This is a genomic window from Bdellovibrio bacteriovorus (genome assembly GCF_002208115.1).
GTDB classification, from domain to species: Bacteria; Bdellovibrionota; Bdellovibrionia; order Bdellovibrionales; family Bdellovibrionaceae; genus Bdellovibrio; species Bdellovibrio bacteriovorus_C.
This window is the reverse complement of the sequence record NZ_CP020946.1, coordinates 3,617,920-3,644,268: the sequence shown is the minus strand read 5'-3', so window position 1 is coordinate 3,644,268 and position 26,349 is coordinate 3,617,920. Positions and strand designations below refer to the sequence as shown.

Genomic DNA, 26,349 nt, shown 5'->3' with positions numbered 1-26,349 from the left:
CGTTGAAGCTTGCACAGATTCTGTTGGCATTGGTGTTTTCATTGTCGTTGGGGGCGAAAGCCGCAAATCCCACCGACGTGGACAACCTTGCCAAAGACTTTGAAGCGACCAAGAAAAAGCTTGAAGATGCCGAGCTGAAGCAACGTCAGGTCCTGTCGGCTCTTTATCAGTTGAATAAGAAAATCAAAAAGATCGTGACCGAAAAAGGGGAGATGTCGCAGCAGCGGGCTTTCCTCGAGGTGAATATCCGAAATCTCACCCAAAAAGTGGAGGATCTGGACCTAAAGTCCCGTCAGCAAAGAACTCTTTTGGCGGAACGTCTGCGGGCCATGTACAAGCTGGGCGGGCCTTCGATTGCCCGGTTCCTGTTTTCGTCCAGCAGCTCAGCGTTTTTGGAAAGAAACCTGAAAATTCTGGGTGTTGTGGCTGCTCGCGATCTTGAATTGATCAAAAACTATTCCCGGGACCTTAAGGATCTGGAAAGCAAACGCAAGACCCTGGCGCAGCGACTGGACAGCATGAAAACCGTTGAGCAAAAGATCGCTGCCCAGGAAAAAGCCTTGCGCAAAGAGCAGGACCTGAAGGGCAAGCTTCTGGATGGAATCCGCAAGAACAAGCTCTTTGCCATCAATAAAATCAACGGTCTTCGGGAAAAATCCCTGCAGTACAATATTGACGATGCCGGACTGTTTGACTTGCTCTTTAAGCCGTCCTTTGCCGACCAAAAAGGTGAGCTTTCTGCACCTCTTGAAGGTGTGATCACCCGCAAATTTGGACTTATGAAAGGTCAGGATCACCCCTATACTTTAACTCACAAGGGAATTTTCATCTCCGCGGCCAAGGGTAGCAATATCAAAGCCGTGTTTGAAGGAAAGGTTTCCTATGTCGGAACGCTTCCGGGCTTTGGAACAACTCTGATTGTGGATCATGGCGATCACTACTACAGCGTCTATTCCCATGCACAAGAAGTGAAGGTGAACACTGGTGACGAGGTCACGGGTTCTCAGGTGCTGGCTCAGGTGGGTGAAGCCCCGCAAGACGGCAGTTCCGGACTGTATTTTGAAATTAGACATTTTTCCGAACCCTACGACCCGCAACAGTGGATGAAAGGACTCTAACACTATGCAATCACTCAAACGCTACTGGAAAACCTATATTTTGGGCGGCGCCCTTCTGCTGGTTTTGTTCATCATGGCAGAAACAGGTTTTCAAGTAAGAGCCTTTGCCCAGGAAAGGTATGCGGACCTTCAGAACTTCAGTAAGGTTCTAAATCTGATTCAGCAGTATTACGTTGAAGAAGTGAACACCAAAAAGCTGGTTTATGGTGCGATCAAAGGTATGCTGCGCGAACTGGATCCGCACACGAACTTCATGCCGCCTGAAATGTTCAAGGACTTTGAAACAGAGACCAGCGGTGAGTTCGGCGGTTTGGGTATTGAGATTTCCATTCAGAACGGCATTCTGACGATCATTTCTCCGATCGAAGATGCGCCAGCCTGGGAAGCGGGTATCAAGGCTGGGGATAAAGTTGTGGCTATCGACGGAACAACCACCAAGGGTATGAGTCTGGCCGAAGCCTCTGTGATGATGCGTGGGAAAAAGGGCAGCAAGATTGTTTTGCGTGTGGTTCGTGATAACGAGGAAAAGCCTCGTGACATCACCGTGGTTCGCGGCAGCGTGAAAATCAAATCGGTGAAGTATACGGATCTGGGCGATGGCTTTGCTTATGTGCGCATCACAAGCTTCATCGAAAACACCTCCAAAGATCTGCAAAAGGTTGTTGAAACTCATATCAAGAACAACAAAAACATGTCCGGTCTGTTGATTGATATGCGCAGAAATCCGGGTGGTTTGCTGGATCAGGCGATCAAGGTCAGCGATATGTTCCTGAAAGAAGGCACTATCGTGTCCACGATCGGTCGAAATAAAAACGAAAAAGAAGTGGCGACGGCTTCTAAAAAAGGTCAGTACACAAACTTCCCAATCGTGATCTTGGTCAATGAATATACAGCAAGTGCGAGCGAGATTGTGTCCGGTGCTTTGCAAGACAACAAACGCGCTTTGATCGTAGGTCAAAGAACATTCGGTAAGGGTTCTGTGCAGTCGGTGATCAAGCTGGGTGATGGCAGTGGTCTGAAATTGACTGTGGCTCGTTACTACACGCCGAACGGTGTTTCAATCCAGGCGGAAGGTATTCATCCTGACATTGAAATTGAAGACGTGGATCCAGATGCATTCTCTAAAGCGATTGTGAAATCTGTCACAACTCGTGAAGGTGATATTGCCGGTCACTTGAAAGGTGATCGTGAGAAAGCCGCAGAGAAGCTGGATGTCAAAGAGGGCGCAGAAGAAGGAGCTTTGGCTTGGTGGAAAGACGTGGGATCGAAAAAAGATGAAAAGCTGTCGCCGCGCGATAAGCTGTTCAAGGCTGATTATCAAGCATATCAAGCATTTAGCTACCTCAAAGCATGGGATACTTTGAAGGCTTTGACGCGCTAGTTATTGATTAAGAATTTTAGAGGCCCTACTCTAGCCGCACATCCAAGGCAGAGGGGGCCTTTCATGTTAAGACTTGTTATCTTCATCACAGCGCTGTGTTCTTTGGCTCAGGCCCAGAACGTCGGCTTCGAAAAAGGGAACTCCCTCACTGTCACTCCAATTCAAGGTCAGGTTCGTGTTATCTGCGGCGGTTTTAACGGCAACGGAACGGCATTGTATTCTTGTCGTGATATCGTGATGAAACCGGGGGCTTATGATCATTTCGTGGGACCTCGTGATGCGCGAGTGACGAAAGTGGAGCTGACGGCATTTCATCAGGATGGTTCCAATCGCTCCAAAACAGAAGACTATCAAGGGGCTCGCGGCATCAGTACTGATGCTTTCAATCTGTGGATTTCCACCCTTTTCCAAAAGCCTTTGCTGGAAGTCGGCACCAACAACGTGAACTATCGTCTGGTCAGCGGAAACACTGTCTATGCGGAGGGATCTTTCCAGGCTGTCGTTACAAAAACAGCCATGCGTGAATGCCCCATGGCAACTTACCAGTCTACCGATGTGAATGACTGCAATTCGCAGTACTCCATCTGCCAGCGCTACTTCAAAGAATTCAATAACTGCCAGTAAAAATAAAAAAGCCGGCGTCATTGCTGACCCGGCTTTTCGGAGTAGAGATTTTCTTTATTCTTACACGCACTCTTTAAGCTTTTTCACAACTTCCATTGCTTTGGCTTTATCCACGCCTTTGACTTCCATGATCGCGTCTACAAATGCTTCTTCAGAAGTGCCGCGTTTGCCGGATTCAACGATCTGGTCGTGGCGCTCGATGATTTGAGTGTAAGAGTCACGCTCTGCTTTAGAGAATCTGGTCAAGATAGCCTCTGGCAGAGTTTCCAGTTTGGACAATGCCGCGGTAGTTTCAGTCAACTCAGCCGCGCTCAGGTCTTTCGCTGTTTTACGAGCGCCCGTCAAAGAGGAGTTTGCCATCAGTTTCGCAGAAGCGGTCGCTGCTGCATCGATGGATTGACCTTCGTTAGCGTCGTTTTTGCTAATCTCTGCCGCCATCTTTTTAGCTGCAACGATAGTTGCCAGGCTGTCCAGACGTTGTGCGGACTTGGTTGGATCTGCTTTCAGAGCCATGGAAAGAGCATTGTTCTTGCCTGAAGGAAGGGCCAGCTCGTTGATGATGTTGTCTTGAGCGACTTTCAGTTGCTGGGCATCCAAACCTTTGGAGGTCATGCGTTTACCGAAAGCGGCGGCCTTAACCTGCTTGGTGTATTCCACCAAAGCTTCACGCGCTGGCTTTGCACCAGGGGCTGCGTGGACCGTCAAAGACAGGGACATAGTTGTCACCAGGGCTGCCATACCGAACACAAATGCTTTTTTCATACTCTCTCTCCTTAGTACTTGTTAATTTTTTAAACAGGGCACTCCAATTTTTGGGACTCTCCAATCCCAGAAGCGCCTTGCTTAGTTTAATCGTTTCAACACTCTATATATCAAAGGGCGTACCAACTAGTTCTTGCCCGGCATCGCCATGCCTCTCATTTGAGAGATCTTGGCTTGAATCTCATTTTGGAACTGACCCTGTTCCGCATTGAGACGTTTGATATTGCGGATCTTGTCCCAGCTCACTGCGTTCGCCATAGAGCCGTACATCATCACTTCCTGCGCCAGAGACTGAAGCTGCTCCAGTGCCTGAACCGCGATATCACGTTGTTGCTGATTCAAAGTCACGACCGCGCCGTCCGTCGCGTCACCCACGCCCAGCAGGGTGGATACGCCCGCCAAGGCGGTCTGGATTTTGGTCACTTGCTCTTCGAGCTGATAGTTTTCCAAAGGCGACTGAATCACTTCGCGGCCTTCGATCGTTTTAACTTCGATTTTCTTCAGCAAATTGTTCAGAGCAAAGAACTCACCTTCAACAGCCTTCAGCGCTGCATGGGTCGGAGCATTCTTCAGCAGATTTTCAAACTTCAGATCAAACTTCGCGGATGGCTGAAGCATTTCCTGCAACAAAGCCAGGTACACGCGCTCTTCCTGGAAGACAGCGTTGATGATCCCGTTGGCCATCGGGCCACGGTTGAAGCTGCTTCGTTCGTTGTTGTACATTTTGCGAACCATCTTCACGACGATTTCGTCATAGCTCTTGGAGAATTCACCAAAGGCCTTTTGCATCTGGGATTCTGTTTTAGCTGTCCACCAAGCCGGGAATGCGGACTCTTCTTTAGAGCCAACCGCATTGTCACGGGCTTCGTGTACGAGGTATTCAACAAAGCCCTTATAGCTTTTGCCGCTGGCTGCGCGCACCGGCCAGTTGTAGATTCTTTCAACCGGAGCATCGGCCTTGATACCAAAGCACGGATCAAATTCATCATTTTGATTTGCCAAAGTCGGTGGCAGGAACACAGACGGGAAGCCCGTGTGAGCACCGGCAATTTTTGGAGTTTTCACAACTTTGCCATTGGCTTCCACGTCCGGACCGCAGATCATCTGCATGACCAGGAAGTCCGTGATCTTCGGAGTTTTAAACAGACCCACCTGACGGTAGTAGCTTGTGCCAGCCAAAGTTTCTGCTGTGCTCGGAGCTTTTTCGTAAGCCTGACCGAAGCCACGACCCACTTCCAGGGATGGATCCGGAGAACCCATATAGCTGCGGATCTCGTTCATCACGTGGAAATAGTTCTGAGAGCTTGAAACATTCTGAGCGGCAATGCGTATGTTGTTGTTCAGCTCCAGCAAACCTTTACCGATCTGGTCGCGATCGCCCGTGGAAAGTTTTGCGATGATGCCGTTGATAGTTTTCTTTTCAACAGGGTAGAGATATTTGGCTTTATTGGACTTCATCAAAGCATCGGCTTTGATCGCTGCTTCAGCCACGGTATCCAACTGCATGCCTTCGATAAACTGTGGGTGAGTCAGATAAAGATCCTCACGGCCTTCTGCCATATCCAGCGGAGTCACGCCATTCAGCGGAGCCGTGCGCAGCAGGGGCTGCACCTGGGATTCGTTGAATCTGGCGTTGCGGATTTCGTTCACGAAATCGTTATAGAAGGAATAGCTGCTGTTAAACATGCTCGTCAGGCTTTTCAAAGCTTCAGACCAGTTGTGGTGAGCTTCATAGACCTCAGCCATGTTGATCATGCGCCAGTCCATCATCTTTTGATGGAAGTGCTTCATTTCATGTTTCAAGTTGTCAGTAGACCCGCTCCACTTCGCGGTTTTCAGGGTGTTCACGTGGTTCACCATGTCGCGGTTCATGTCGTGGAAGTCAGCACCATCAAACAAGTTCTTCCAGGCAAAGGTCACATGACGGTTGAACCACATGTCCAAAGCCACGAACGCCGAGATCTGAAGACCTTTAACAATCAAAAGGCGCAGACCTTTAACCTGCATCGTGCCCGGAGTCAGCCAGACAGCGATATCAACACCCGTCACACGCAAAACCACTTTCGTCAGAAGAGCCTGACCCAAAGCCGCCGCACCGGATGAAATCAGCATGGACGCGATGCCCGGAGCGTACTCCCAGATTTTCTTGTGGATAACAAGGTATTCGTAGGCTTTACCGCATGGATCTTCTTCAACGCCAGCCGCGGTGTCTTTCTGGGAAACTTTTCCGCCCATCATAACCTTCGCACAGGCTTTCACGTTAGGATCTGAAGCGATAGAAGAAAGATAAGTTTGCAGGAAAGCACCCACGGTCATGCCCAGGTACGGGATCATGTGGTGGAACTTTGGATTCTTGATGTAAGTGGAAAGCAGGTTGGAAGTCAGCCCTTGGGAATACATGAAAGTGAAGAAACCAAACACACCCATCGGTGAAAGCTGGTGCTGGATATGCTGTTGCATTGCCACAGGATTTTGCGAATAGTTTGTGATCAATTGACCGGCCACTACCGCACCCATCGCCACAAAGAACATCGCAGATTCCGTCGGCAGGTTTCTTACGGTGTGGGACAAAGACGCTTTGGAAGCATTCTTAATGCGAACCATTTCATCCAGCATCATTTTATTGATGGATTTTGGAGAGAACTTGCGAAGTTGTTTCTCTTCCCCGAACGGGATTTCCATCGCCAGTTTTTTGGTTGTTTTATCAAAGACTTGAGCTTTCTTGGATTCCTTGTCGACATAGAGGGTGTAACCCATTGGCTCCAGGAAATCGCGGTACTGGGCAAGTTGAGCTTTCTCTTTTTCAGTCCAATTGGCTGCAGCCTGGGCCACAGGGGCCAGGATCATGTTAACAGCGGCAATGGCAGTCAGAATCTTAGAGAACCATTTCATAGCTTCACCTCAGTCTCTGAATGTATAGAAGCAAGCTTTGGGCCCCTCAAAAGCGATTAAATGGCACGGGACTTGTCTCATACCGCGACGAGGCCGCAAACGGGCACCGGGGTGTCTAAATCTTGTGATTGTCTCATTCTGGGATTTGGGATAAGCCTAGCGCCACAAAACAGGAGGCCCCATGGCTGTCGTAGAAATCACCAAGAACAACATTCAAGAGATCGTTGAAAGCAACAACATGATCATTCTGGATTTCTGGGCGACGTGGTGTGCACCTTGCCGTCGTTTTGCCCCGATCTTTGAGTCTGTGGCCGCAAAACACCCGGACGTGATTTTCGGAAAGATCGACACGGAAGCCGAAGTGGAGCTGGCGGACAAGTTTCAGATCAAATCCATTCCGACTTTGATGATCATCAAAGAAAGCGACATCATCTTCAGCCAGCCAGGCGCTTTACCGGAAGAAATCTTTGAGCAGATCGTGGTGAAGGCCAAAGAAATCGATATGGAAGAGGTTCGTCGTGAAAACTCTTAAGCCGTTGCTGCCACTGCTAGTGGTGCTGACAGCATCTCAGGCCCAAGCGGTGTCCTGGCGAATCTTTGGCGCCTGCAAAAACACTCCTGTACACGAAGGCACTTATCAAGCGGATCTGACAAAGTCCGTAGGTGCCTTGAGCCTTGAAATCTTTGATGCGAACAAGATCCCGTATGTGGGTTCTGCCGAAGGCATCAATTCCATCATCAACAGCCCGATCGGTCTGGATAGCATTGAGGTTGTCTCTGACACTGAACTGCGTGCCTATGGCTGGTGTTACACTATCAACGGCAAGCAGCCGACAGAAATGCCGGACAAGATTCATTTCAAATCCCAGGACGATAAACTGACCTGGTTCTATGCGTACTCCACCAATAAGAATAATGAGTGGACGGACTATTGTTCCCCGGCCTACTGGATCGCGGCCGATCAGTTCTGCAAATAAAAAAAGCCCGGTGTTTCCACCGGGCTTTTTTAGTATTCAAATTTGAATTCGAAATTACTTCTGGATCGTTACGTGTTTGATCACGATTGGTTCAACTGGGCGATCCATAGCTCCTGTTTTGGAGTTCTCGATGGATTTAACCACGTCCATACCTTCAACAACTTCACCGAACACAGTGTGACGGCCATCCAACCAAGGAGTTGGAACAGTTGTTACGAAGAACTGGGAACCATTTGTGTTAGGACCCGCGTTCGCCATGGAAAGGATGCCTGGTTTGTCGTGTTTCGGAGCGCCGGCTGGGAACTCATCTTCGAAACGGAAGCCTGGGCCGCCAGTTCCAGTTCCAAGCGGGCAACCACCCTGGATCATGAAATCTTTGATCACGCGGTGGAAAGTCAGACCATCATAGAATGGCTTCTTTACTTTTTCGCCAGTTTTAGGATCAGTCCACTCTTTGGTGCCTTCGATCAGGCCCACGATGTTTTCCACTGTTTTCGGCGCTTTATCTGCGAAAAGCTTTACTTTGAAAGTGCCTTTGGATGTTTCAAATACTGCGATCATGTCTTTTCCCTTCTTCGTAGCCTTTGCCTTGGATTCTGTCTTTGCATCTGCGCGGAAGCTGAAAGCTGCCAATAGGAATGCAAAAAGGTAGATCCAAAATACCTTCTTAACATCGATATTCTTCGACATTGCGGTCTCCTGACTTTTGTCCAACCCCTTCACTATTAGTGAGGCAGCCGGCGAGGGTCAAGTTCCTTCAAAAGTGCAACGTTGGCCTGAAGCAGGCTTAAGACTTCATTCAGAAGCTCTGAGGGATGCAGATGAAGCGCCAAGGCAAGAGCATGAAACGACTCATGATTTGGGCTCAGTTCAGCCAGCGACTCTGACGCAACAAGCTGAAGCATCTGCTCAATCTGGCGCAGTCGGTCATAGTTCTTGAGTAAAACCCCGGATTTCTCCTCTAAAGCGCTGATCAAATCCGTCGTTCCCGACGAGGCGGGCTTGAGCTTCTTTTTCAAAACGGCGGTTTGTGCGGCCAGTTCCACATCCACAAGACCGCCCTCGCTGTACTTCAGATTCGGATGAACTCCTTCAACCATCAACTGAGTCCGAATGCGCTCAAGCTCATCCAGCTCCGCAGATGAAAGCCCCCGATCCAAAAAACCCAGATTGTTGTGAGTGCTTTCGCCAATCCAGCGGGCCTTCAGGTAAGCTTGTCGCTCCCAGGCCGCCGCCTGAGTTTGCAGATAGTCTTCCAAATCCTTTTGCACGATCACCAGCGGGCCGGCTTTGCCGGAAGGGCGCAGGCGCATGTCGATAGAATAGATGTTTCCCCCGCGATGGCTTTCCGTCAGACGGGTGATGAAACGTTTGGCGAGCTTATAATCCATTTCACCCGGTTCGTCCGGAACGACGAAAATGAAATCCAGATCCGAGCGGAAGCCCATCTCGCGGCCGCCCCATTTACCCAATGCCAGAATGCGCAGCTTCGAGGGATATTCTTTTTTCAGAGCATCCAGCAACGTGGTCGCCACCGAATCCGCGGTGGAAGTCAGATTCGCCGTCAGTTGCTGCAGGTTTTTATCCTCGAGGTACTCGCTTCCGTTGATGACTTCAGAAAGAAGCTTCTTTTCAGCCAGCTCTTCCAGCAGGGTTCCCAGGTCTTCCGAGTGTTTGTCTTGTGCCCGGTAAACGAAACTATCCAGCAGCTCAGGGCGATTGCACAGAATGCGGGAAAGATATGGTGAATGGCCAAACAGCCACGCCAGTTCCTGCAGCAGTTCTTTTTCGCGCAACAGCAGCGCAAAGAAACTGGCTTTGGCCCGCGTGCTGCCGATGAAGTCTTTTAACAGCAATAAGCCCCGGCGGATGTCGCCCTGTTGTTCCTGCAAGGTCTCAAGGAAAGCCCCTAGGAAAGCTTTGCGGGAAAGCTCATCGCGGCCCTTGTTGCGGGAAAGCACTTCCTGCCCCAGGATTTCCTGCCAAAGTTCCTGCAGATCCTGATCCGGCAAGCCGGTGCGTTTCAGTTCTTCTTCCAGTGAAATTTCTTTCGGGGCTTCTCCTAAAAGACTTTTCACGATGGAATCACAGCGAAGCATGTCGAACTTCAGATTCGGCAAGGCCTGCATCACAAATTCAGGATGGGATTCCGTCAAAACCAGCAAGTGGGTTTGTTCGTCGTTCAGGGCCTGAACGTAGTTTTCCAGACGGCGCAGATTCCAATAGTGCTGGCGCAGGAATTTGGCTTCTTCAGAAGGCAGAAGTTCTTTCATTTCCAGCAGCAACAACGCCTCGGTGGTTCCGCGCACCTGCAAAGTCAGATCGCGGCCGCCGTGAATGACCTGAAGGGCGTGGGTGAAAAGCTCGACATCGCGGATACCCCCGATGCCCAGCTTTAAATCCACCACCTGATCCTGCGACCGCTCCCAATAGTGCCCCTGAATTTTAGAGCGCAGGGTTTTTAAATCTTCCAGCAGGGTGAAATCCAGATGCTTGCGGAAAGAAAACTTCTGCGCAAACGCCAATACTTCCTTTTGCACGCCTTCATCACCCGCAATCGGGCGCAGACGAACAAAGGCCAGGCGTTCCCAGGTTTCGCCATAGTTGCCATAATAGTCTTTGAATTGATCCAGGGTCGGAATCAACGGCCCCTGTTTGCCGCCGGGGCGCAGGTCAAAGTCCACCCGAAAAACAAAACCGGCAGCAGTTCGTTCGGTCAGAATTTTTTGAAACTTGCGCAAGGCCGAAAGGCTTTGGGGGGAGTCTTCCTGGCTGACCAGCAGAACATCGACATCGGAACTTAAATTCAGTTCTGACGACCCCAATTTTCCAAGGGCGAAAAGCGCAATTTTTTGATTGGAAAAGCAGTGATCAAAAGCGTGGCGTAAAAGAAGGTCCGCGGCCCCACTCCATTGCTGGCAGATTTGATCGGGGGCCATAGAGTCGGTCTTGGCGGCGTCAGCAAAGCGAGACCAGATCTCGCTGCGCTCCTGCCGTAACTGATCCTCGATGGATAAGTTAGTCAATGTTGTTGGACCATTTTGGCTTGTAGTAGTTGTTGTTGTCGTTGGTCACACGACGCTCTTCAGTCCCGTCCACGGTGGAAATATAGATCTGATTTTTCCCCGTGCGGTTGGACGTGTACATCACGAATCTTCCATCCGGAGAGAACGAAGGGTCTTCGTTGCTGGCCATGCGACCGTTTGGTTTTTTCGCAGAAGTCAGACGGATCATTCCGGTGCCGTCGGCGTTCATCACAAAGATATCAAAGTTGTTGTCGCTCTGACCGGCAAAGGCGATTTTTTTGCCATCCGGGGACCAGGACGGGGACGAGTTAAACACACCCGCAAAAGTGATGCGTTTCACATTGTTCCCGGCAGCGTCCGCAGTGTAAATCATCGGACGACCCGCACGGTCAGAAGAGAAGCTCAACAATCCCTGCGGAGAAACGGTCGGCTCAACGTTCAGGGCTCCGGCCGGGCCATTGGTGATTTTGCCCACCAGGGTTCCATCCAAAGACATTTTATAGATGTCCGGGCTGTTGCCTTGAGAAATTGTCAGATAGATATGACGACCATCCGGAGAGAACGACGCCCCTGAGTTGATACCCTGACGGTAAGAGACCAAAGATCTTTTCCCGGTCGTCAGATCCAAAAGCAGCATGTCTGCGTTGCGGAATTTTGCGCCCACACGTTTCACATAGGAAGTGTAAGCGATTTTTTTACCGTCCGGGGACCATGCCGGGGAAATCGAGATACTGCGGTGATTGGAAACCTGTTCCATGTTCGCGCCATCCCAGTCCATGGTGAAGATCTCTTTGCTTTGGCCGCTGCCCTTGTCGCTGGAAACAACCACGCGGGACAGGAACGGACCTTCAACACCGGTCAGAGCTTTCATCACGTCGTTGGCGAAAGTGTGCGCAATACGACGGGCGCTGCTGGTTGGGCCTTTATACTTTTTCCCCAGAACCAAGGCGGCACGGGGAACATGATAAGTGTAAGTTTCCAAAGTCACTTCGTTGCCTACGACCGAGTAACCTGCACGGATCAGGAAGTCCGCGCCGATCGAAGACCAGCTTTGGAATTTGAATCCATTTGGCAGGCCTGGTGCCGGCATCAAACCCGTTTTGGAGGTGTCTTCCAGGAACGCACTCTGGTTGATGAACTGGAAGTAGGAAGAAACGGTCAGGTCATTGGTGATCGTATTAAAGATCTCAACCCCGACACTTTGATTGCGGGGTGCCGTTGAAGGGGAGCCCGTGTATTGCAGCGGCGGGAAAGCCATCAGACTTTTTTTGGTGCGAGCTTCACCCAGTTTAATATAGATGCCGTTGTTATTTTGGGCATGGGAGAAAAGAGGGAATAGGCCGATAATCAGAACAAGGGCCAGTATCTGTTTCATCATGATGTCCTCCTAGTTATTCCGGGAATCCGATCAGGATTCCGTCCACAGAGAATACAGCGATCAGCTTTTCTGGCGGAGCCGGGAAAGGGGCTGAACGGTCAATGGTTGCTAATACTTCTTCATCGTAGCTGGGATTGCCACTGGATTTAACAATTTTTCTGCCTAGAATATTGCCGCGCGAATCCACGAACACACGCACTTGTGCTTTGTAATCACGCTTCGCCAGCCATTCTGGGATTGTCCAATTTTGTTTGATGTGACGATCCAGATCAGAAATGTAGTTGTCGTTCTGAAGCTTGGCGATTCCAGTCAAAGATGTGCCGGGCGACAGGACATTGCCTTTCACAGGGGCACTTCCGGTGGCGGCTTTGCCGGTTCCGGCAGCTGCTGCGGCTTTTTTCTTGTCTTCCGCCACGTCTTCTTTGATTTTCTCCAAGGCAGCCATGGCTTTGAGTTTATCCAAAGCATTCTGCTGCTGGGATTTTACTTTTTCCAGATTAATGCCTTCTTCCTTGGCTTTTGCCGGAGGAAGTTTCACGGGCTCTGGCTTTGGCGGAGTTTTCTTTTCCACCACTTTTTCCGGAGCCTTTTCAGGCGGCTTTTCTTTTACGGGTTCTTTGGCGACTTCTTTTTCAGGAAGAGCCGGTTTGGGATTTTCTTTGGCCGGAGCTGCAAGGTCTTTGGGTTCCACCTTGTCCGGCAAGCCTACCATGTCCACACGCACAGCTTGCGAGAAATCAATCGGTTCCGGATCAAAGAAGACGGTCTTCAAAGTAAAGATCGAAATAATAAGCGCGTGCAGGGCAAAGGAGATCCCTATGCCGCGGGTTACTTGCTCATCATTCTGCTGATCTTTTTCCTCTAAATAGTTCACAGCTCAGGTCATTGATCTTTCGGCTGAGTGATCAGACCGATGTTAAAGATGCCGGCGGCACGCACTTCGGCCATAGCTTCCGCGACGAAGCCATAGTCCACTTTGCGGTCTGCCTGAATGTACACCTGTTTGTTCTTTTTATTTTCGAAGATCGCTTTCAGTTTCGGGCGCAGTTCTGTCATGGCGATCTTTTGTTTGGCGATGGTCATCTTCTGATCTGAATTGATCACCAGTACAAAAGGCTCTTCGTTGACTTCAACACCGGAAGAAGAGGTCTTTGGCAGATCCACTTCAATCCCCTGTTGCATCAAAGGAGTCGTCACCATGAACATGATCAGCAACACCAGCATCACGTCCACCAAAGGCGTGATGTTGATTTCGCTTAATGTCGCCCGGCTTTTTCCGCCGCCGCCACTCATTCCCATGATTAATTTCCTTGGAAGAAGTTACGTTTAACGATGTTCAGGAAGTCCGCGCCGAAATTGTTCAGGGCGATTTCCTGCTTGCGGATTTTAGAGATAAAGTTGTTGTACAAAACAACCGCTGGAATCGCTGTTGCTAGACCGATCGCCGTGGCAATCAGGGCTTCAGAAATACCCGGGGCCACTACCGCCAGGCTGGCTGTTCCAGTCTGACCGATTTTGTGGAAGGATCCCATGATCCCCCAAACCGTACCGAAAAGACCGATGAAGGGACCGGTGGAACCGGTTGTTGCCAGAACGGTCAGACGCGATTCCAGTTTGGAGATCTCGCTTTCAGTGGCTTTGTTCAGGACACGTTCCAGGTTGTCGATGCCGGAAAGGATCGGTTTATCGCCTTCGGTTTTGGAAAGCAGCGGGGACTCAGAGATCTTTTTCATCTCCAGGTACACAGCTTTAAAGACGCGGGCGACAGAAGAGTCCTTATATTGGTCGATGTCTTCAAACAACGTATCCAGGGAATTCACTTTCCAGAATTTGGACAAGAACAGTTCATCGGACTGTTTCATGTTTTTGAAAGTGACATATTTGGAGTAACCGATGGCCCAGCAGAAAACGGACATCACAATCAGCATCAACAAAGTCAGCTGAACAATGGGACTTGCTTGAGCGATAGCATCAATGGAGCTGGTGTTCACTGATACAGAGGGTGCAGCCTGGGCCGCGTTGACAAAAATAGGGGACATATCTAGACCTCCGTTAAGGTACGTCTTAAAACGATATGCCCAAATGCATTTTGGATCAACCTATTGAGCAGGACCTTGGTTTAGAAGACGGAGCAATTCTGGCAAATTCGTCGTGATCAGGCCCTCGGCCTTATAGCGACTCGCCTCAGCAAGCTGAGCTTCATTCTCGATAGGTCCCAGGAAGATTCTTTTATTGCGACGACGCATCTCCGTGATGATCTCATCGTTGAAAGCGGGGCGTTTCATCAATTTGAAGGGAGCGATGAAGACGTCGCCTTTGAATTGAGTCGAAGGCAAAATCCACAGCGAATCAAAACTGAGTAATCTCATAATATCCGGCTGACTGGTGCCGTACACCCACTCGGGCTTCAGTTCTTTGATAGAGGTCATGATGATCAGGGCATCGCTTTGAATCAGGGTGCGCGGGTTTGGCTTCAGGTCATCAATCGCACTGACCACCGTGGAATGCACGTCATGGACGTTATCTATAATATTCAGAACAAAACGAGTCTCGGGAAACTGTTCGTAGTATTCCTTCAAAGCCGGAGTGGTTTTATAGAATTCGTTGATCTGTTCCCATGGGTATTCCGACAACTTGCCACCGGCCATGATTTTGGCCGTCGGATTGGCTTTCTGTTCAGCCAGCTTCATATCGATGAATTCGCGGTCCCGGCTGGCAGGCAAAATGAACGGCACTTTATCAGAAGAAATGCGCACGTCGGCCCAGATCACGGCATCAGGCTTGAGTTTCAGGGTTTCCTGAACCTTCTCCAGAGTGTCCGCCTTAACGATCACGATCGGAGCGGGGCCAGAAAAGAAGGCGTGCTCGTAAACTGGGAAGGATTGCCCCAAGCCCCATATACGGGCCATAAGCAGTAGAATACCAAGGATAAGGAAGCTGACAGCGGTAATGAAAAGGATTCTCATAGGCCTTTCGTATAGCACCCTAAGACTGTGAAATCAGCACATTTTTTCAAAACTAAAGGAAAGATTCCTGTCACAATCTTAAATACGTTAAAATTAGGCGTATTTCGCCTTGTTTTTCAATTGGCTTTCTATTAGATAGAAAGCGACGCCGTGTCCGCAGAGGACTCTCTGAGGGGCGCTGGTGAAGGGAACCTTACATGAATAAAATCAATCGCAAGCTTGAATACGCTCTGATGGCTCTGAAATACATGAGCCAAAAGATCCCCGGTGAGCTCACAACTGCCAAAGAAGTGTCGGATTCTTTCCATACACCTTTTGATGCGACGGCTCGTGTGATGCAGCAAATGGCCCAAAAGGGCGGGATTTTGCGCGCCGAATACGGAGCCAATGGCGGATATCAAATCACGAAAGACCTGGCGAAGGTTTCCATACACGACCTTGTTGAGGTGATTGAAGGACCAACTGCGTTGGTGAAATGCCTGCATAAGGAAGCGCCTTGTGAAATTCAAGGCACCTGCAACATCGTGTCTCCGATCACAGCTTTGAATCACAGACTTACAGACTTCTACAAAAGCCTGAGCCTGAAAGAACTATTGGTGGAAAGAGTGGCAATGCCAGCGAAAAAATCCTCTGAGGCGGTGGCCCATGGATAACAACAAATCCTCCAGCAATCCGCTGGAAAGTTACGAATACAAATACGGTTTCACCACCGACATTGAAACAGACCAGGTGCAGTTGGGTCTGAACGAAGACATCATTCGTCTGATCTCTGCGAAAAAGAATGAACCGGAATGGATGCTTGAATACCGTCTGAAGGCGTTCCGTCATTGGCTGACAATGGTGGAACCCGAGTGGGCGCACGTGTCCTATCCAAAGATCGACTTCCAGGCGATTCGCTATTATTCCGCGCCGAAAAAAGCGACGGATGAAGCTGCGAAACCAAAATCTTTGGACGATCTGGATCCGGAACTGATCAAGACTTTTGAAAAACTGGGTATCCCGCTGACCGAACAAAAACGCATCTCCGGTATTGCCGTGGATGTGGTGTTTGATTCTGTGTCTGTAGGTACGACTCACACCGAGGTTTTGGATAAAGCCGGTGTGATCTTCTGTTCTATTTCCGAGGCGATTCATAAACATCCGGATCTGGTGAAGAAGTATCTGGGTTCTGTTGTGCCTCACACGGACAACTATTATGCCGCTTTGAATGCGGCGGTTTTCACGGATGGTTCTTTCTGTTACATCCCGAAAGGCGTTCGTTGCCCGATTGATCTTTCCACTTACTTCCGTATCAACGCCAAAGACACCGGTCAGTTTGAAAGAACTTTGTTGGTGTGTGATGAGGGCGGTTATGTGAATTACCTTGAGGGCTGTACAGCTCCTCAGCGTGATGAAAACCAGCTGCATGCCGCAGTTGTTGAGCTGGTGGCTTTGGACAATGCCGAGATCAAGTACTCGACTGTTCAGAACTGGTACACGGGCGATAAAGAAGGCCGTGGTGGTATCTATAACTTTGTGACCAAACGTGGAAAAGCTCTTGGGAAGTATTCCAAGATCTCCTGGACCCAGGTGGAATCCGGTTCTGCAATCACGTGGAAGTATCCATCCTGCATCCTGCAGGGTGAAGGCTCTGAAGGGGCGTTCTACTCTGTGGCTTTGACTCACGATCTGATGCAGGCGGATACCGGCACGAAGATGATCCACATTGGTAAAAACACCAAAAGCACGATCATCTCCAAAGGGATCTCGACGGACAAGTCCTCCAATGCCTACCGTGGTCAGGTGAAAATCCTGCCTTCGGCGGAAAATGCGCGCAACTATTCCCAGTGTGATTCCATGCTGGTGGGTGATCAAAGCAGTGCGCACACTTATCCGTACATTGAAGTGAAAAACAAAACCGCGACGATTGAACACGAAGCAACGACTTCACGTATCAGTGAAGATCAGATCTTCTATTTGCAGTCCCGCGGTCTGGATATGGAAAAAACAATCTCGATGCTGGTCAACGGCTTCTGTAAAGAGGTCTTTAAAGAGCTTCCTCTGGAATTCTCTGTCGAAGCCGTAAAACTGATCGAAATGAAATTAGAAAATAGTGTCGGCTAGGTGCGCTGGGCGCACAGAGTGGAGCCGCCTTGGGCGGCGTAACTGAAGTAAGTGCAGAGCGTAGCTGAAGCAGCTCAATAAAGGTGAAATATGAATTTACTAGAGATCAAAAACCTACATGCAAGAGTTGAAGAAAAAGAAATCCTGAAAGGTCTGAACCTGACAGTGAAACCGGGTGAAGTTCATGCCATCATGGGCCCGAACGGCTCTGGCAAATCCACTCTTTCCAAAGTTCTGGCCGGTCACCCGGCTTATGAAGTCACTGCAGGTGAAGTGAAATACGAAGTGAACTTCAACATGACCAACTTGTTGGATCTTGAACCGGATGAAAGAGCCAAAGAAGGCATCTTCCTGGCATTCCAGTATCCGATTGAAGTCCCGGGGGTTTCCAACTTCACGTTCCTGCACACGGCTTTCAACTCTGTATTGCAGCACCAGGGCTCTGAACCAATGCCTGAAGGTGAGTTCCGCGAATTCCTTTATCAGAAAATGAAACTGGTCAGCATGAAACCTGAATATCTGGATCGCCCGGTGAACACAGGTTTCTCTGGTGGTGAGAAAAAGAAAAATGAAATTCTGCAGATGGCGGTTTTGTCCCCGCGCCTGGCGCTTTTGGATGAAACAGATTCCGGTCTGGATATCGATGCTTTGCGTGTTGTTTCTGAAGGGGTGAATAAACTTCGCCGTAAAGACAACGCGATCATTCTGGTTACTCACTATCAGCGTCTGTTGGATTATATCAAGCCGGATTACGTTCACGTTTTGGCGAACGGCAAGATCATTGAGACTGGCGACAGCTCACTGGCGCTGAAGCTGGAAGAAAAAGGCTACGACTGGCTGACGGTATAGGAAGTGACTATGAACCTGTTAACGAGCTATGAAAAATTCAGTCAATCCAATCCTGCCGAAGGCGCATTGTCCGCTTTCCGCAAGGCGGGGTATGACTATGCTCTGAATAAAGGTCTTCCGACCCGCAAAGATGAAGCCTGGCACTATACCAGCGTGAAAGCTTTGAATGAAGGCACGTTCCTGCCAAGCGCAGTGAGCCCGTTTGAGCCAAGTCATGACACTCTGGTTGAAATCAAAAAATATCTGAACCCAGAATTTGCCAACATCGTTTTCTTCAATGGTGTTTTGAACAAGACCCTGTCGGCTGAATTGCCAGCGGGCGTGAGTCTAAAAGAACTTTCCCAGTATCCGGCTCAGTTTGATGACACCTTTGATGCTTTGAACGGCGCTTACATGGCAAAGCCGTTCGTGGTGAGTGTTGCCAAAGAAACGTCTGTGGAAAAACCTGTGAATTTCGTCTTCTTCACGTCAGCGGAAGGGGGCCCGTCATTGATGGTTTCTCCTCGCCTCAGCCTTGAAGTGGGCGCACGTTCTTCCGTGCGTGTGCTGGAAAGCCATTACGGCAAGACGGGCACCAGTTACTTTGCGAACTCGGTCAGCGACGTGCACGTTGGTGAAAGTGCCAAGCTTGTGTACGTGCGTGTTCAGGCCGAAAGCGAAAGTGCCGTGAATATCGGTCGCACCCGCATGGTGGTGGAAAAAGACGCTAACGTGGAAAGTCTGGCATTTGCGACGGGTGCAAGTCTGTCTCGCCATTCGTTGGATGTGATCTTGAACGGTCCTGGCTCCAACACAGAAATCCTGGGCGTGTACGCTGTTCGTGGCACCCAGCACGTGGACAACACGTCTTTGATCAACCATAAAGTGGGCGAGTGCAATACCAATCAGCTTTACAAAGGCATCCTGGACGGGGAATCCCGTGCCGTGTTCTGCGGAACCGTTCGCATCGAAAAAGGTGCGCAGAAAGCCAACTCGGCCCAGTTGAACAATAATCTGCTTTTAAGTGGCAAGGCGGAAGCCGACAGCAAGCCTTGTTTGCAGATCTATGCAGACGACGTGAAAGCGGCGCACGGCTCCACAGTGGGTCAGTTGAACCGCGAAGAGCTGTTCTATCTGCAATCCCGCGCAATCCCTAAAGAGAAAGCCATCCCGATGCTGAGCTACGGGTTCCTTTCTGAAGTGATTTATAAAATTTCCGACGAGAGCATCCAGAAATGGCTGTCTCGCCATCTGGACGAGGCGTTCAGCAGCCTTGCCCTGAATCGGTAAGTGTTATGAGCAATCTAGACGATATATTTGCCTCTGTAAGATCCCAGTTCCCGGCTTTGACTCAAAAAGTTCATGGCAAGAACCTGGTTTATCTGGACAGTGGGGCGACAACTTTGAAGCCGCAGTCGGTGGTCGACCGTATTGCGCATTTTTATTCTTATGAAACTTCCAATGTTCATCGTGGCGCTCACTATCTGGGTGATGTGGCGACGGGGCATTTCGAAGCGGCCCGCCAGAAGGTGGCCGAATTCCTGGGGGCCCGTCAGTCCGAGGAAATCATCTTTGTTCGCGGCACTACCGAGGGCGTGAATCTGGTGGCAAATTCCTGGGGTCTTTCGAACTTGAAAGCCGGGGATGAGATCCTGATCACCGTGATGGAGCATCACGGAAACATCGTGCCGTGGCAGATGGTCGCGGAAAAAGTCGGCGCCAAAGTTGTGGCGGCGGATATTCTGGATAACGGTGAACTGGATCTTGAAGATTTCAAAAAGAAATTGAACTCTCGCACGAAGATGGTGGCGTTCACCGCTTCTTCGAATGTTCTGGGCACCAATACGGACATGAAGCTTTTGACGAAGCTGGCTCACGAAGTCGGTGCGAAGGTTCTGGTGGATGGGGCCCAGATCGTGTCTCAGTTGCCGGTGAATGTTTCAGAGATTGATTGCGACTTCTTTGTGTTTTCTGCTCACAAGCTTTTCGGCCCTTTTGGGTTTGGGGCTGTGTACGGGAAAAAAGAGATTCTGGATCAGATGCCACCTTATCAAGGGGGCGGCAGCATGATTTCCAAAGTGACGATCGAAAAAACCACGTTCAATGATGTGCCGACTCGTTTTGAGGCTGGAACTCCGCACGTGGAAGGTGCGGTGGGTTTGCATGCGGCGCTGACGTTTGTTGAAAAGATCGGTCTGGATAAAATCCATAAGTATGAAATGGATCTTTTGAACTATGCGACGGGCAAGCTTCTGGAGATTCCGGATTTGAAAATCTATGGAACCTCTCTGAATAAAGGGGCGATTTTGTCCTTTAATCTGAAAGGGGCTCACCACTCTGACATTGGTCAGATTCTGGACCAGGAAGGTGTGGCAGTCCGAGCTGGTCATCATTGTACGCAGCCCCTGATGGCGCGTCTGGGAGTTCCAGGCACCGTCAGAGCGTCCCTTTCAGTGTATAATAATCGTGAAGATATTGATTCTATGGTTAAAGCCGTGGTGAAGGCCCGGGAGATGTTGTTATGAGCACCCAAGATGTACTGATTCGTATTCAGGCAACTCCAAACCCTAATGCGTGGAAATTCGTGTTGGATCGCGCCGTCTTGAATGAAGGAAAAGCGACCTATGCGGATGCCAAGGAAGCTGAGCAGAGCATTCTGGCGTCTTCCTTGTTCCAGGTGGAGGGCGTTCGTCAGGTTCACTTCTTCCAGAACGTGATCACGATCACTCATAATTTTGATGCGGATCCGGAAGAGATTCAGCGCAATGTTTGTTCGGTGATTCAGACCCGTATGCCAGCGCATAATCCGGCTGTGACCCAGATGGATGAAAAGAAGCTTCGCCGCGCCAGCCTTCCTCCTGAGGTCCAGCAGATCGAAGAGATTCTGGACCAAACGGTCCGTCCCGGTTTGCAAGGTGACGGCGGGGATCTGGATGTGGTGAAATATGAAGATAACAAGCTTTATGTCTTTTACCAGGGAGCTTGTGGAACCTGCCCAAGTGCCACTTCAGGAACACTGATGGCCATCGAGGGAATTTTGCGGGATCAATTCAATCCAACAATTGAAGTTATCCCGATGTGAGGATGAATGCAGTCAGCGCAAGGTGCTCAGAAGCAAACTCCAGACCGGGTTGAAAGATTTCGTCTGTTGTGTGAGCGCCTCGCCCTGGTTCTGGAAAAAGAGGGTTTGTCAGTCAAACCCTATCATGACCCCGCTCTGCCGCACTTCTGCCGGCTCGCCAATGACCAAAAAGACCTGGCTCTGCAGACTTTAAAAGATTATGTGGAGATCTGCCAGGAAGTTCAGGCTGAAAGCTACTCCCTGAAAGACTCTCCGCGCTTTTGTTGGAAGGCGCTGCGCCGTTGGGGCCTTGTGCCTTCTTCGGACTTCTTCGACAAGCTTGAAATGGCGAATATCGTTGAGATCTATACCAGCGACAACCTGCAGATCTTCCGCAATTTGCGTTTCTTTGAGGTTTCAACCTACACCTTGGAAGAACTCTATACCCTTGAGTGGTGGAAACTTTACGGGCGTGAAGAGGCGGTGACTCGCGACCTCTTTGCTGCGGCTCTGGATCTGCTCAGTGGAAAAGTCCCCGGGACCATGAGGTTTCAGGTGGGAAAGCATCAATTGTGGGAGCTGTGTTCGGAGGGCCTGCGGCGCTTTGAGGTGGAGCCTCGCTATGCCAGTTCTCTCCGTCGCAACGGAGAGATTAAGGGATTCTTATTTACGACGACGGTGGACTGTCTCTGATCCCAGTTGTTCTTCCGCGGATCTTTTCATGTCAGGCGCTGTGGCTTCCATGGTGTCTTCGTTGCGGCTGACAATCACCGCTGAATTACCCAGAACTTCTTCCTGAGCCAGGGCTTTTACCGCCAAAGAGATGGCTTTCTGTTTTTCTTTCGAGAATCCCGTCACTGTGATTTTTAGTTCAACCACCTGGCCGATTTTAACACCGGACAAAGTGTCAGAGGTGATGCCGTCAACGACGCTCACGCCTTCCGGCAGGGACCAGGTGTATGCCAGATCCCCTTGCAGGGTCTGATTCACCAGAACGCGGCCGACAAGGATCACTTCGTCGCTGCCGGACTCAGGGATTTCGTCCTCGGATTTTAGTTCAACATGGAAAAGAGCCAGATGCTTGCCAACAGGAGCCGGTCGCCACGTGGACTTGCCAGTGGAGGCGGGTGTACGGTTTTCCGATTTCCCCGCGAATGAGAAAACGGAAACGCCAACTGCCAGGGAGAGAATTGCGGTGATGGTTATCTTTCGGTTCCACATATCGCGGTCCCCCCTTTGGTTAAGCTGTAGGTCGCATTGGTGTTCATCTGCGATGCTGTTTTGCCGTAAGCGTTGATCTTGACGTTCAGAATGTAATATCCCGCCGGAACGCCGCTTAGAGAAATACTCTCGGAGGTGGTGGCCACGTTGCGGCTTTGCTTCACGATATAGTCCGAAGTGTATCCGGCATTTCTGTAAGTGTCTTCAAAGTAGACGTAGTCTTTCTTGTACAAGATAAGGTCCAAATCCAGTTTGGTGCTTGTGTAGTTCATCGCCAGGGTTGTGGAAGTTCCATCGTGATAGTACAGATAGAAGTCATTGTTCACCTGCTGGTCTGAACGTTTAACGTTGTCTCTGGCGGTCATCAGCTGTTCTTCTTTGCCGACAGTAAACTCAGTTGTGCCCGAGCAGGCGCCCCCGGTTGTTCCCAGATAGTACGCATAGTCTTTGGTGGTCTTGGTCTGCTTTTCTTCCGTCAAGATCGCATCCCATTTTGCGGTGGCACCGACAACGTTACGGGAAAGCAGATTGTTGAACAGTCCCACACTTGGTACCGGATAGGTCGTTGTGTTCACCAGACTGGTGGTAATCGGGTTGGATTTCTTGTGGCCGGAAGTGTCTTCACCGGCAAAGGTCTTCCAGATATTGGTGAAGGTTATGCCACCACCGTATTTGGTGGCTTCGTACTGAGCATCGTCTTTGCGAGTGGCTTTGTACAGAGCCCGGGACACTGAAACTTCGCGGAAAGTACCGGTCCCGGCAAGGTCCGAGGCGGTGTTGTCATAGCTGGCCGCGGTTCCATCCTGCCAAAGGTTGAAGGAAATGCTGACACCTGCGGTGTTGCCTGAGGCACGATAGCCATAAGTGTCCACGTAATAATGATAGCGAGGGTCTGTCGGTGCGCGATTTTCATCAGCGTTGTTAAAGGCTGCATCTGCACCGCTTAGAACAGCAGCTTGGAAGTAATTGGCCCAGCCCTCACTCCACGCAAGTCTGGCATCAATCACAAAGTTCCCCGTGTGGGACCCACCCGGAGATCCAGAGTTCCCGTAAACGTCTTCCAGGAAGTGGCCGTATTCGTGCAAGATCACCGAATCGTCAAAGTGATCCGTGTCCGAGGACTTCACATCCCCATTCACGCCGCCCAGAATGTATAATTTGCGATCCCCCGGCGAATAAAAAGACAGCGGGGAGTTGGAACCAAAATAGGAGTAAGGATTAAAGCCGGCTTTCCAGAATACAGTGACTTTGTCGGCCACCCACCACACGTTGGTGTCCGTGGACGGGGTGCCTCCGTTGTTCTTGCCGATATTGCGGCGGATGTATTCATTCGCCAGCAGGATGTCATACATGATGTTGAAGGCACCACCCTCAACGCGTGAAGAGATGCTTTCATTGGCTTCGGCATAAACCGGGGTCGATGTCAGATCCTTCGTTCCTGCTGTAATGTCACCAGCGGTGATCGTGAAAGACTTTTCAGCATAGTGAGGTGTGTTGGAATAGATATCCGCCAGCACACTCACTTTCAAATAGTCGTTGTAGGCGCGCGAGAATACTTTGAAGGTGTAGGTTCCGGTGGTCTTCGGGATCATGAAAGAAGCAATCCCATTGGTGTTTGTTTCACCCTGCTGGATGCGCGTGCCGGAGGAATCGTAGATATGGAATTCAGCAAAAGCGATGGGAATGGCATTGGCGGCAGAAACCACGGAAGTCAGCCCGTTGGTAGAGCTGCCCGGACTGAAGCTCAGGCCCCGATACAGGAACTTTGCCGGCAGTGTGACGGTCACGGACTGGGCGGCATCCATATCGGTGGGTTTGCCGTAATAGGTCGGTTCGGGGGAGGCTGGGGCATTGGATGAATAGTCGCCGCCTTCAAGGCCGCCACCACCACAAGCTGTCAGAATAAGAGTCCACGCGCTGATAAAACCAGCCATCATCCGGTTCAAAGTCATGTAGATCTTATCGGATTTACGGGGGGTGGGCTGAACGCGCGAAAGCCCTATTTCTTAATCGAAATTATTGAGGAAATGACGAAGTTTTTTGCAGGACTGTCTCGGCTTGAGACAAATAAAAAAAGGCTCGAAGACCACTCTGAAAAAGTAAACCTGTTTTAGCTAAGGTGGGTAACCATGATAACAACTTTAGGCTTCTCAGTACGAGCTGAGCTTGCTCACCATTGTCAGGGACAGTCCCCAAAAATATGCTTGTAAGGTTTATTTTCGATAGAGCTTTACGCCGTCGAACCCTTCTGTAAACCATTCTATCATGTCTTTTCGTATCGTCAATCGAACCGGACTCTTACTTTCCGGTAAAGCTCCGATAAATTGAATATGACACCTGAAAAGCTCGATTTTATTTTTCCCTTCGTGGTTTTTTTCTATGGACTCCTGATGGTTGTTGTGTTGGAGAACCCGGTTCTGGCGCGCATCGGGCAGGAACGCATGGGTGAGGCCTATGCCAATTTGGCCAAGCACAAATCCCTGGGGTGGGTGTGCTTCTTTGTGGGCGGCCTGTGGTCCGTTCAGAACGTCTGGTATACTTCCCTCTAGCACATTGACTCTCAATGTATTGACTCCACCGGGTGGGGGCATTAGCCTCTGCTCCCATGTCGGACTCTCCTAATCAGCCACTTCGAAAAACGGATGTCTCAGCTCAAGCCAGTCTTGGGGCTGCCGACTTGTTGACGAAGACCAATGAACCTTCCGTGCTTTCCGTTGAACAGCTGAATATCTATGTGAAACAGTTGTTGGAAGGACAGATCGGGCAGGTGTGGGTGAAGGGTGAAATTTCAAACTTCAAAGCGCACACCTCGGGCCATTTTTATTTCAGCCTGAAAGATTCCCGCTCCCAGATCACGGCCGTGATGTTCCGTGGCAACAACGCCCGCTTAAAATTCAAACCCACCGATGGGATGGAAGTGATCGTGCGCGGCCGTATCACGGTGTATGAACCGCGCGGCAACTATCAACTGATGTGCGAGATGATGGAGCCGGTCGGCGCCGGGGCTTTGCAAAAAGCTTTCGAACAGCTAAAGATGAAATTGAAAGCCGAGGGTTTGTTTGAATCTGCCCGTAAAAAACCGATTCCGACTTTCCCAAGGCATATTGCGATTGTGACGTCCCCGACCGGGGCGGCCATTCGTGATATTTTGAATGTTCTTTCCCGTCGTGCCAAAGCCATCCAGGTGACGGTGGTTCCAACCATCGTTCAGGGGGAAGCGGCGGCTCCGCAAATCTGCGAGGCCTTTAAGAAAGCCACGGCCCTTCCGGGTGTGGATGTGGTGATTGTCGGACGTGGTGGCGGGTCGATTGAGGACATGTGGTGCTTTAATGACGAACGTCTTGCGCGTTTGATTGCGGCCAGTCCGGTTCCGGTGATCTCTGCCGTGGGACATGAAATTGATTTTACTATTGCCGACTTCGTGGCGGACTTGCGTGCGCCGACCCCGTCGGCTGCAGCAGAGCTTGTGGCGAAAAGTTCGGGTGAACTGGCCAATAAGGTTGTTTCGCTAGAGCGTATGCTGCATCTGACTTTTGAAAAGAAGATGAAGTTCCTGCGTGAAAAGATGCGGGGTCTTTCCAAGCGTCTGGTCGATCCGAAGCGCCGCTTGCAGGATCTGGAGCTTCGCAATGATGATCTTTTAAATCGTCTGGAGTTTGCGATCAACCGCCGTCTGGCGGAGCGCCGTCACCGGGTGGAGCTGATGAGTCAGAAACTGGGAAGCCCTCAGGATCTGATCGATGAAAAGAAAAAGGATCTGGAATATCTGAAAGCACGTTCTGAAAAGGCGCTGCATTTTTCGATTGAAAGAAAAAAGGCCCGCATGGGCAAGGTCATGGCTATGCTGGATAGTCTCAGTCCACTGAAGGTGGTTGAGCGTGGCTATTCAATCGTGACCAAAAATTCGCAAGTAATTAAATCTGCGAGCCAGGTGAAAAAAGGAGACCTTTTGGATATCCGTCTGGCTCAGGGCTCAGTGACCGCTGTCGTGGATGGCGTGAAGGAGGAATAG

The 26,349-nt window shown here is 50.2% G+C and carries 25 protein-coding genes and 1 other RNA gene; 14 read left to right on the top strand and 12 right to left on the bottom strand.

Annotated elements, in window-relative coordinates:
- The first annotated feature begins 2 nt into the window (after positions 1–2).
- The 3 genes from B9G79_RS17460 (at position 3) to B9G79_RS17450 (ending at position 3,123) form a co-directional block, all read left to right on the top strand.
- On the top strand, positions 3–1,118 hold the full coding sequence (locus B9G79_RS17460) for a murein hydrolase activator EnvC family protein (protein ID WP_088566622.1): 1,116 nt from the start codon (positions 3–5) through the stop codon (positions 1,116–1,118).
- Positions 1,119–1,122: 4 nt separating this feature from the next.
- On the top strand, positions 1,123–2,499 hold the full coding sequence (locus tag B9G79_RS17455) for a S41 family peptidase (RefSeq protein WP_088566621.1): 1,377 nt from the start codon (positions 1,123–1,125) through the stop codon (positions 2,497–2,499).
- Positions 2,500–2,562: 63 nt separating this feature from the next.
- Entirely contained in the window at positions 2,563–3,123 is a 561-nt protein-coding gene (locus tag B9G79_RS17450; protein ID WP_088566620.1) for a hypothetical protein, read from the top strand.
- A gap of 60 nt (positions 3,124–3,183) precedes the next feature.
- On the opposite strand, the gene B9G79_RS17445 is transcribed toward B9G79_RS17450, so the two are convergent.
- Positions 3,184–3,885 carry a hypothetical protein gene (locus tag B9G79_RS17445; protein ID WP_088566619.1) on the bottom strand — a complete coding sequence of 234 codons (702 nt, stop codon included), beginning with the start codon at positions 3,883–3,885 and terminating at the stop codon, positions 3,184–3,186.
- Between the two features lie 126 nt (positions 3,886–4,011).
- A complete protein-coding gene (locus tag B9G79_RS18220; RefSeq protein ID WP_088566618.1) occupies positions 4,012–6,777 on the bottom strand; it encodes a hypothetical protein in 2,766 nt (921 codons plus the stop codon).
- A 181-nt stretch (positions 6,778–6,958) separates the two neighbouring features.
- Here B9G79_RS18220 and B9G79_RS17435 point away from each other — a divergent pair, with 181 nt between their 5' ends.
- Together B9G79_RS17435 and B9G79_RS17430 are read left to right on the top strand one after the other, a co-directional pair.
- Positions 6,959–7,309: a thioredoxin family protein gene (locus tag B9G79_RS17435; RefSeq protein ID WP_011162783.1), complete on the top strand. Its 351-nt coding sequence runs from the start codon at positions 6,959–6,961 to the stop codon at positions 7,307–7,309.
- A complete protein-coding gene (locus tag B9G79_RS17430) occupies positions 7,296–7,754 on the top strand; it encodes a DUF4430 domain-containing protein (protein ID WP_088566617.1) in 459 nt (152 codons plus the stop codon). Before B9G79_RS17435 ends, B9G79_RS17430 begins: the two co-directional genes overlap by 14 nt.
- A gap of 54 nt (positions 7,755–7,808) precedes the next feature.
- Here B9G79_RS17430 and B9G79_RS17425 read toward each other — a convergent pair whose 3' ends face one another.
- Genes B9G79_RS17425 through B9G79_RS17395 form a run of 7 tightly spaced genes read right to left on the bottom strand, consistent with a single transcriptional unit; the run spans position 7,809 to position 15,124 of the window.
- Positions 7,809–8,444, bottom strand: a complete 636-nt coding sequence (locus B9G79_RS17425) for a peptidylprolyl isomerase (protein WP_011162785.1) — start codon at positions 8,442–8,444, stop codon at positions 7,809–7,811.
- A 35-nt stretch (positions 8,445–8,479) separates the two neighbouring features.
- The gene (locus B9G79_RS17420; protein WP_088566616.1) at positions 8,480–10,780 is read right to left on the bottom strand and encodes a glutamine-synthetase adenylyltransferase; all 2,301 of its coding nucleotides are present in this window, start codon (positions 10,778–10,780) and stop codon (positions 8,480–8,482) included.
- Positions 10,773–12,158 carry a PD40 domain-containing protein gene (locus B9G79_RS17415; protein ID WP_088566615.1) on the bottom strand — a complete coding sequence of 462 codons (1,386 nt, stop codon included), beginning with the start codon at positions 12,156–12,158 and terminating at the stop codon, positions 10,773–10,775. Before B9G79_RS17415 ends, B9G79_RS17420 begins: the two co-directional genes overlap by 8 nt.
- Before the next feature lie 13 nt (positions 12,159–12,171).
- Complete coding sequence (locus B9G79_RS17410; RefSeq protein ID WP_088566614.1) at positions 12,172–13,032, bottom strand: TonB family protein; 861 nt, start codon at positions 13,030–13,032, stop codon at positions 12,172–12,174.
- An 8-nt stretch (positions 13,033–13,040) separates the two neighbouring features.
- Positions 13,041–13,457, bottom strand: a complete 417-nt coding sequence (locus B9G79_RS17405; protein ID WP_088566613.1) for an ExbD/TolR family protein — start codon at positions 13,455–13,457, stop codon at positions 13,041–13,043.
- A 2-nt stretch (positions 13,458–13,459) separates the two neighbouring features.
- A complete protein-coding gene (gene tolQ / locus B9G79_RS17400; protein WP_038450529.1) occupies positions 13,460–14,197 on the bottom strand; it encodes a protein TolQ in 738 nt (245 codons plus the stop codon).
- 60 nt (positions 14,198–14,257) lie between these two features.
- A complete protein-coding gene (locus tag B9G79_RS17395) occupies positions 14,258–15,124 on the bottom strand; it encodes a hypothetical protein (protein ID WP_232468875.1) in 867 nt (288 codons plus the stop codon).
- 197 nt (positions 15,125–15,321) lie between these two features.
- Here B9G79_RS17395 and B9G79_RS17390 point away from each other — a divergent pair, with 197 nt between their 5' ends.
- From B9G79_RS17390 to B9G79_RS17360, 7 genes are all read left to right on the top strand, one after another.
- Entirely contained in the window at positions 15,322–15,777 is a 456-nt protein-coding gene (locus tag B9G79_RS17390) for an RrF2 family transcriptional regulator (RefSeq protein WP_088566611.1), read from the top strand.
- A complete protein-coding gene (sufB, locus tag B9G79_RS17385; protein ID WP_088566610.1) occupies positions 15,770–17,227 on the top strand; it encodes a Fe-S cluster assembly protein SufB in 1,458 nt (485 codons plus the stop codon). The genes B9G79_RS17390 and sufB overlap by 8 nt, the downstream gene beginning before the upstream one ends.
- Before the next feature lie 90 nt (positions 17,228–17,317).
- The gene (gene sufC, locus B9G79_RS17380) at positions 17,318–18,076 is read left to right on the top strand and encodes a Fe-S cluster assembly ATPase SufC (protein WP_088566609.1); all 759 of its coding nucleotides are present in this window, start codon (positions 17,318–17,320) and stop codon (positions 18,074–18,076) included.
- 9 nt (positions 18,077–18,085) lie between these two features.
- Entirely contained in the window at positions 18,086–19,345 is a 1,260-nt protein-coding gene (sufD, locus tag B9G79_RS17375; RefSeq protein WP_088566608.1) for a Fe-S cluster assembly protein SufD, read from the top strand.
- Between the two features lie 5 nt (positions 19,346–19,350).
- The gene (locus tag B9G79_RS17370) at positions 19,351–20,580 is read left to right on the top strand and encodes an aminotransferase class V-fold PLP-dependent enzyme (protein ID WP_088566607.1); all 1,230 of its coding nucleotides are present in this window, start codon (positions 19,351–19,353) and stop codon (positions 20,578–20,580) included.
- The gene (locus tag B9G79_RS17365; RefSeq protein WP_088566606.1) at positions 20,577–21,137 is read left to right on the top strand and encodes a NifU family protein; all 561 of its coding nucleotides are present in this window, start codon (positions 20,577–20,579) and stop codon (positions 21,135–21,137) included. Before B9G79_RS17370 ends, B9G79_RS17365 begins: the two co-directional genes overlap by 4 nt.
- Positions 21,138–21,143: 6 nt before the next feature.
- On the top strand, positions 21,144–21,809 hold the full coding sequence (locus B9G79_RS17360; RefSeq protein WP_088566605.1) for a hypothetical protein: 666 nt from the start codon (positions 21,144–21,146) through the stop codon (positions 21,807–21,809).
- On the opposite strand, the gene B9G79_RS17355 is transcribed toward B9G79_RS17360, so the two are convergent.
- The 3 genes from B9G79_RS17355 to ssrS all read right to left on the bottom strand — a co-directional run bounded on the left by B9G79_RS17355 (position 21,780) and on the right by ssrS (position 24,587).
- Positions 21,780–22,337, bottom strand: coding sequence for a hypothetical protein (locus B9G79_RS17355; RefSeq protein WP_088566604.1), 558 nt, complete (start codon positions 22,335–22,337; stop codon positions 21,780–21,782). The genes B9G79_RS17360 and B9G79_RS17355 overlap by 30 nt on opposite strands.
- Positions 22,319–24,289 (bottom strand): hypothetical protein, encoded by a 1,971-nt coding sequence (locus B9G79_RS17350; RefSeq protein ID WP_088566603.1) that lies wholly within the window; start codon positions 24,287–24,289, stop codon positions 22,319–22,321. The genes B9G79_RS17355 and B9G79_RS17350 overlap by 19 nt, the downstream gene beginning before the upstream one ends.
- A 118-nt stretch (positions 24,290–24,407) precedes the next feature.
- Positions 24,408–24,587, bottom strand: a non-coding RNA gene (gene ssrS / locus B9G79_RS17345) — 6S RNA.
- Between the two features lie 140 nt (positions 24,588–24,727).
- Here ssrS and B9G79_RS17340 point away from each other — a divergent pair.
- Both B9G79_RS17340 and xseA read left to right on the top strand, forming a co-directional pair.
- Positions 24,728–24,886, top strand: a complete 159-nt coding sequence (locus tag B9G79_RS17340; RefSeq protein WP_157678807.1) for a hypothetical protein — start codon at positions 24,728–24,730, stop codon at positions 24,884–24,886.
- 128 nt (positions 24,887–25,014) lie between these two features.
- On the top strand, positions 25,015–26,349 hold the full coding sequence (gene xseA / locus B9G79_RS17335) for an exodeoxyribonuclease VII large subunit (protein WP_232468873.1): 1,335 nt from the start codon (positions 25,015–25,017) through the stop codon (positions 26,347–26,349).

Coding starts and splice junctions, on each gene's coding strand:
- B9G79_RS17425 (WP_011162785.1), bottom strand. CDS start 8,444: ATGTCGAAGAATATCGATGTTAAGAAGGTATTTTGGATCTACCTTTTT.
- sufC (WP_088566609.1), top strand. CDS start 17,318: ATGAATTTACTAGAGATCAAAAACCTACATGCAAGAGTTGAAGAAAAA.
- B9G79_RS17450 (WP_088566620.1), top strand. CDS start 2,563: ATGTTAAGACTTGTTATCTTCATCACAGCGCTGTGTTCTTTGGCTCAG.
- B9G79_RS17390 (WP_088566611.1), top strand. CDS start 15,322: ATGAATAAAATCAATCGCAAGCTTGAATACGCTCTGATGGCTCTGAAA.
- B9G79_RS17360 (WP_088566605.1), top strand. CDS start 21,144: ATGCAGTCAGCGCAAGGTGCTCAGAAGCAAACTCCAGACCGGGTTGAA.
- B9G79_RS17445 (WP_088566619.1), bottom strand. CDS start 3,885: ATGAAAAAAGCATTTGTGTTCGGTATGGCAGCCCTGGTGACAACTATG.
- B9G79_RS17415 (WP_088566615.1), bottom strand. CDS start 12,158: ATGATGAAACAGATACTGGCCCTTGTTCTGATTATCGGCCTATTCCCT.
- sufB (WP_088566610.1), top strand. CDS start 15,770: ATGGATAACAACAAATCCTCCAGCAATCCGCTGGAAAGTTACGAATAC.
- B9G79_RS17365 (WP_088566606.1), top strand. CDS start 20,577: ATGAGCACCCAAGATGTACTGATTCGTATTCAGGCAACTCCAAACCCT.
- B9G79_RS17405 (WP_088566613.1), bottom strand. CDS start 13,457: ATGGGAATGAGTGGCGGCGGCGGAAAAAGCCGGGCGACATTAAGCGAA.
- B9G79_RS17435 (WP_011162783.1), top strand. CDS start 6,959: ATGGCTGTCGTAGAAATCACCAAGAACAACATTCAAGAGATCGTTGAA.
- B9G79_RS17340 (WP_157678807.1), top strand. CDS start 24,728: ATGGTTGTTGTGTTGGAGAACCCGGTTCTGGCGCGCATCGGGCAGGAA.
- B9G79_RS17455 (WP_088566621.1), top strand. CDS start 1,123: ATGCAATCACTCAAACGCTACTGGAAAACCTATATTTTGGGCGGCGCC.
- B9G79_RS17370 (WP_088566607.1), top strand. CDS start 19,351: ATGAGCAATCTAGACGATATATTTGCCTCTGTAAGATCCCAGTTCCCG.
- B9G79_RS17355 (WP_088566604.1), bottom strand. CDS start 22,337: ATGTGGAACCGAAAGATAACCATCACCGCAATTCTCTCCCTGGCAGTT.
- B9G79_RS17395 (WP_232468875.1), bottom strand. CDS start 15,124: ATGAGAATCCTTTTCATTACCGCTGTCAGCTTCCTTATCCTTGGTATT.
- sufD (WP_088566608.1), top strand. CDS start 18,086: ATGAACCTGTTAACGAGCTATGAAAAATTCAGTCAATCCAATCCTGCC.
- B9G79_RS17350 (WP_088566603.1), bottom strand. CDS start 24,289: ATGACTTTGAACCGGATGATGGCTGGTTTTATCAGCGCGTGGACTCTT.
- tolQ (WP_038450529.1), bottom strand. CDS start 14,197: ATGTCCCCTATTTTTGTCAACGCGGCCCAGGCTGCACCCTCTGTATCA.
- B9G79_RS18220 (WP_088566618.1), bottom strand. CDS start 6,777: ATGAAATGGTTCTCTAAGATTCTGACTGCCATTGCCGCTGTTAACATG.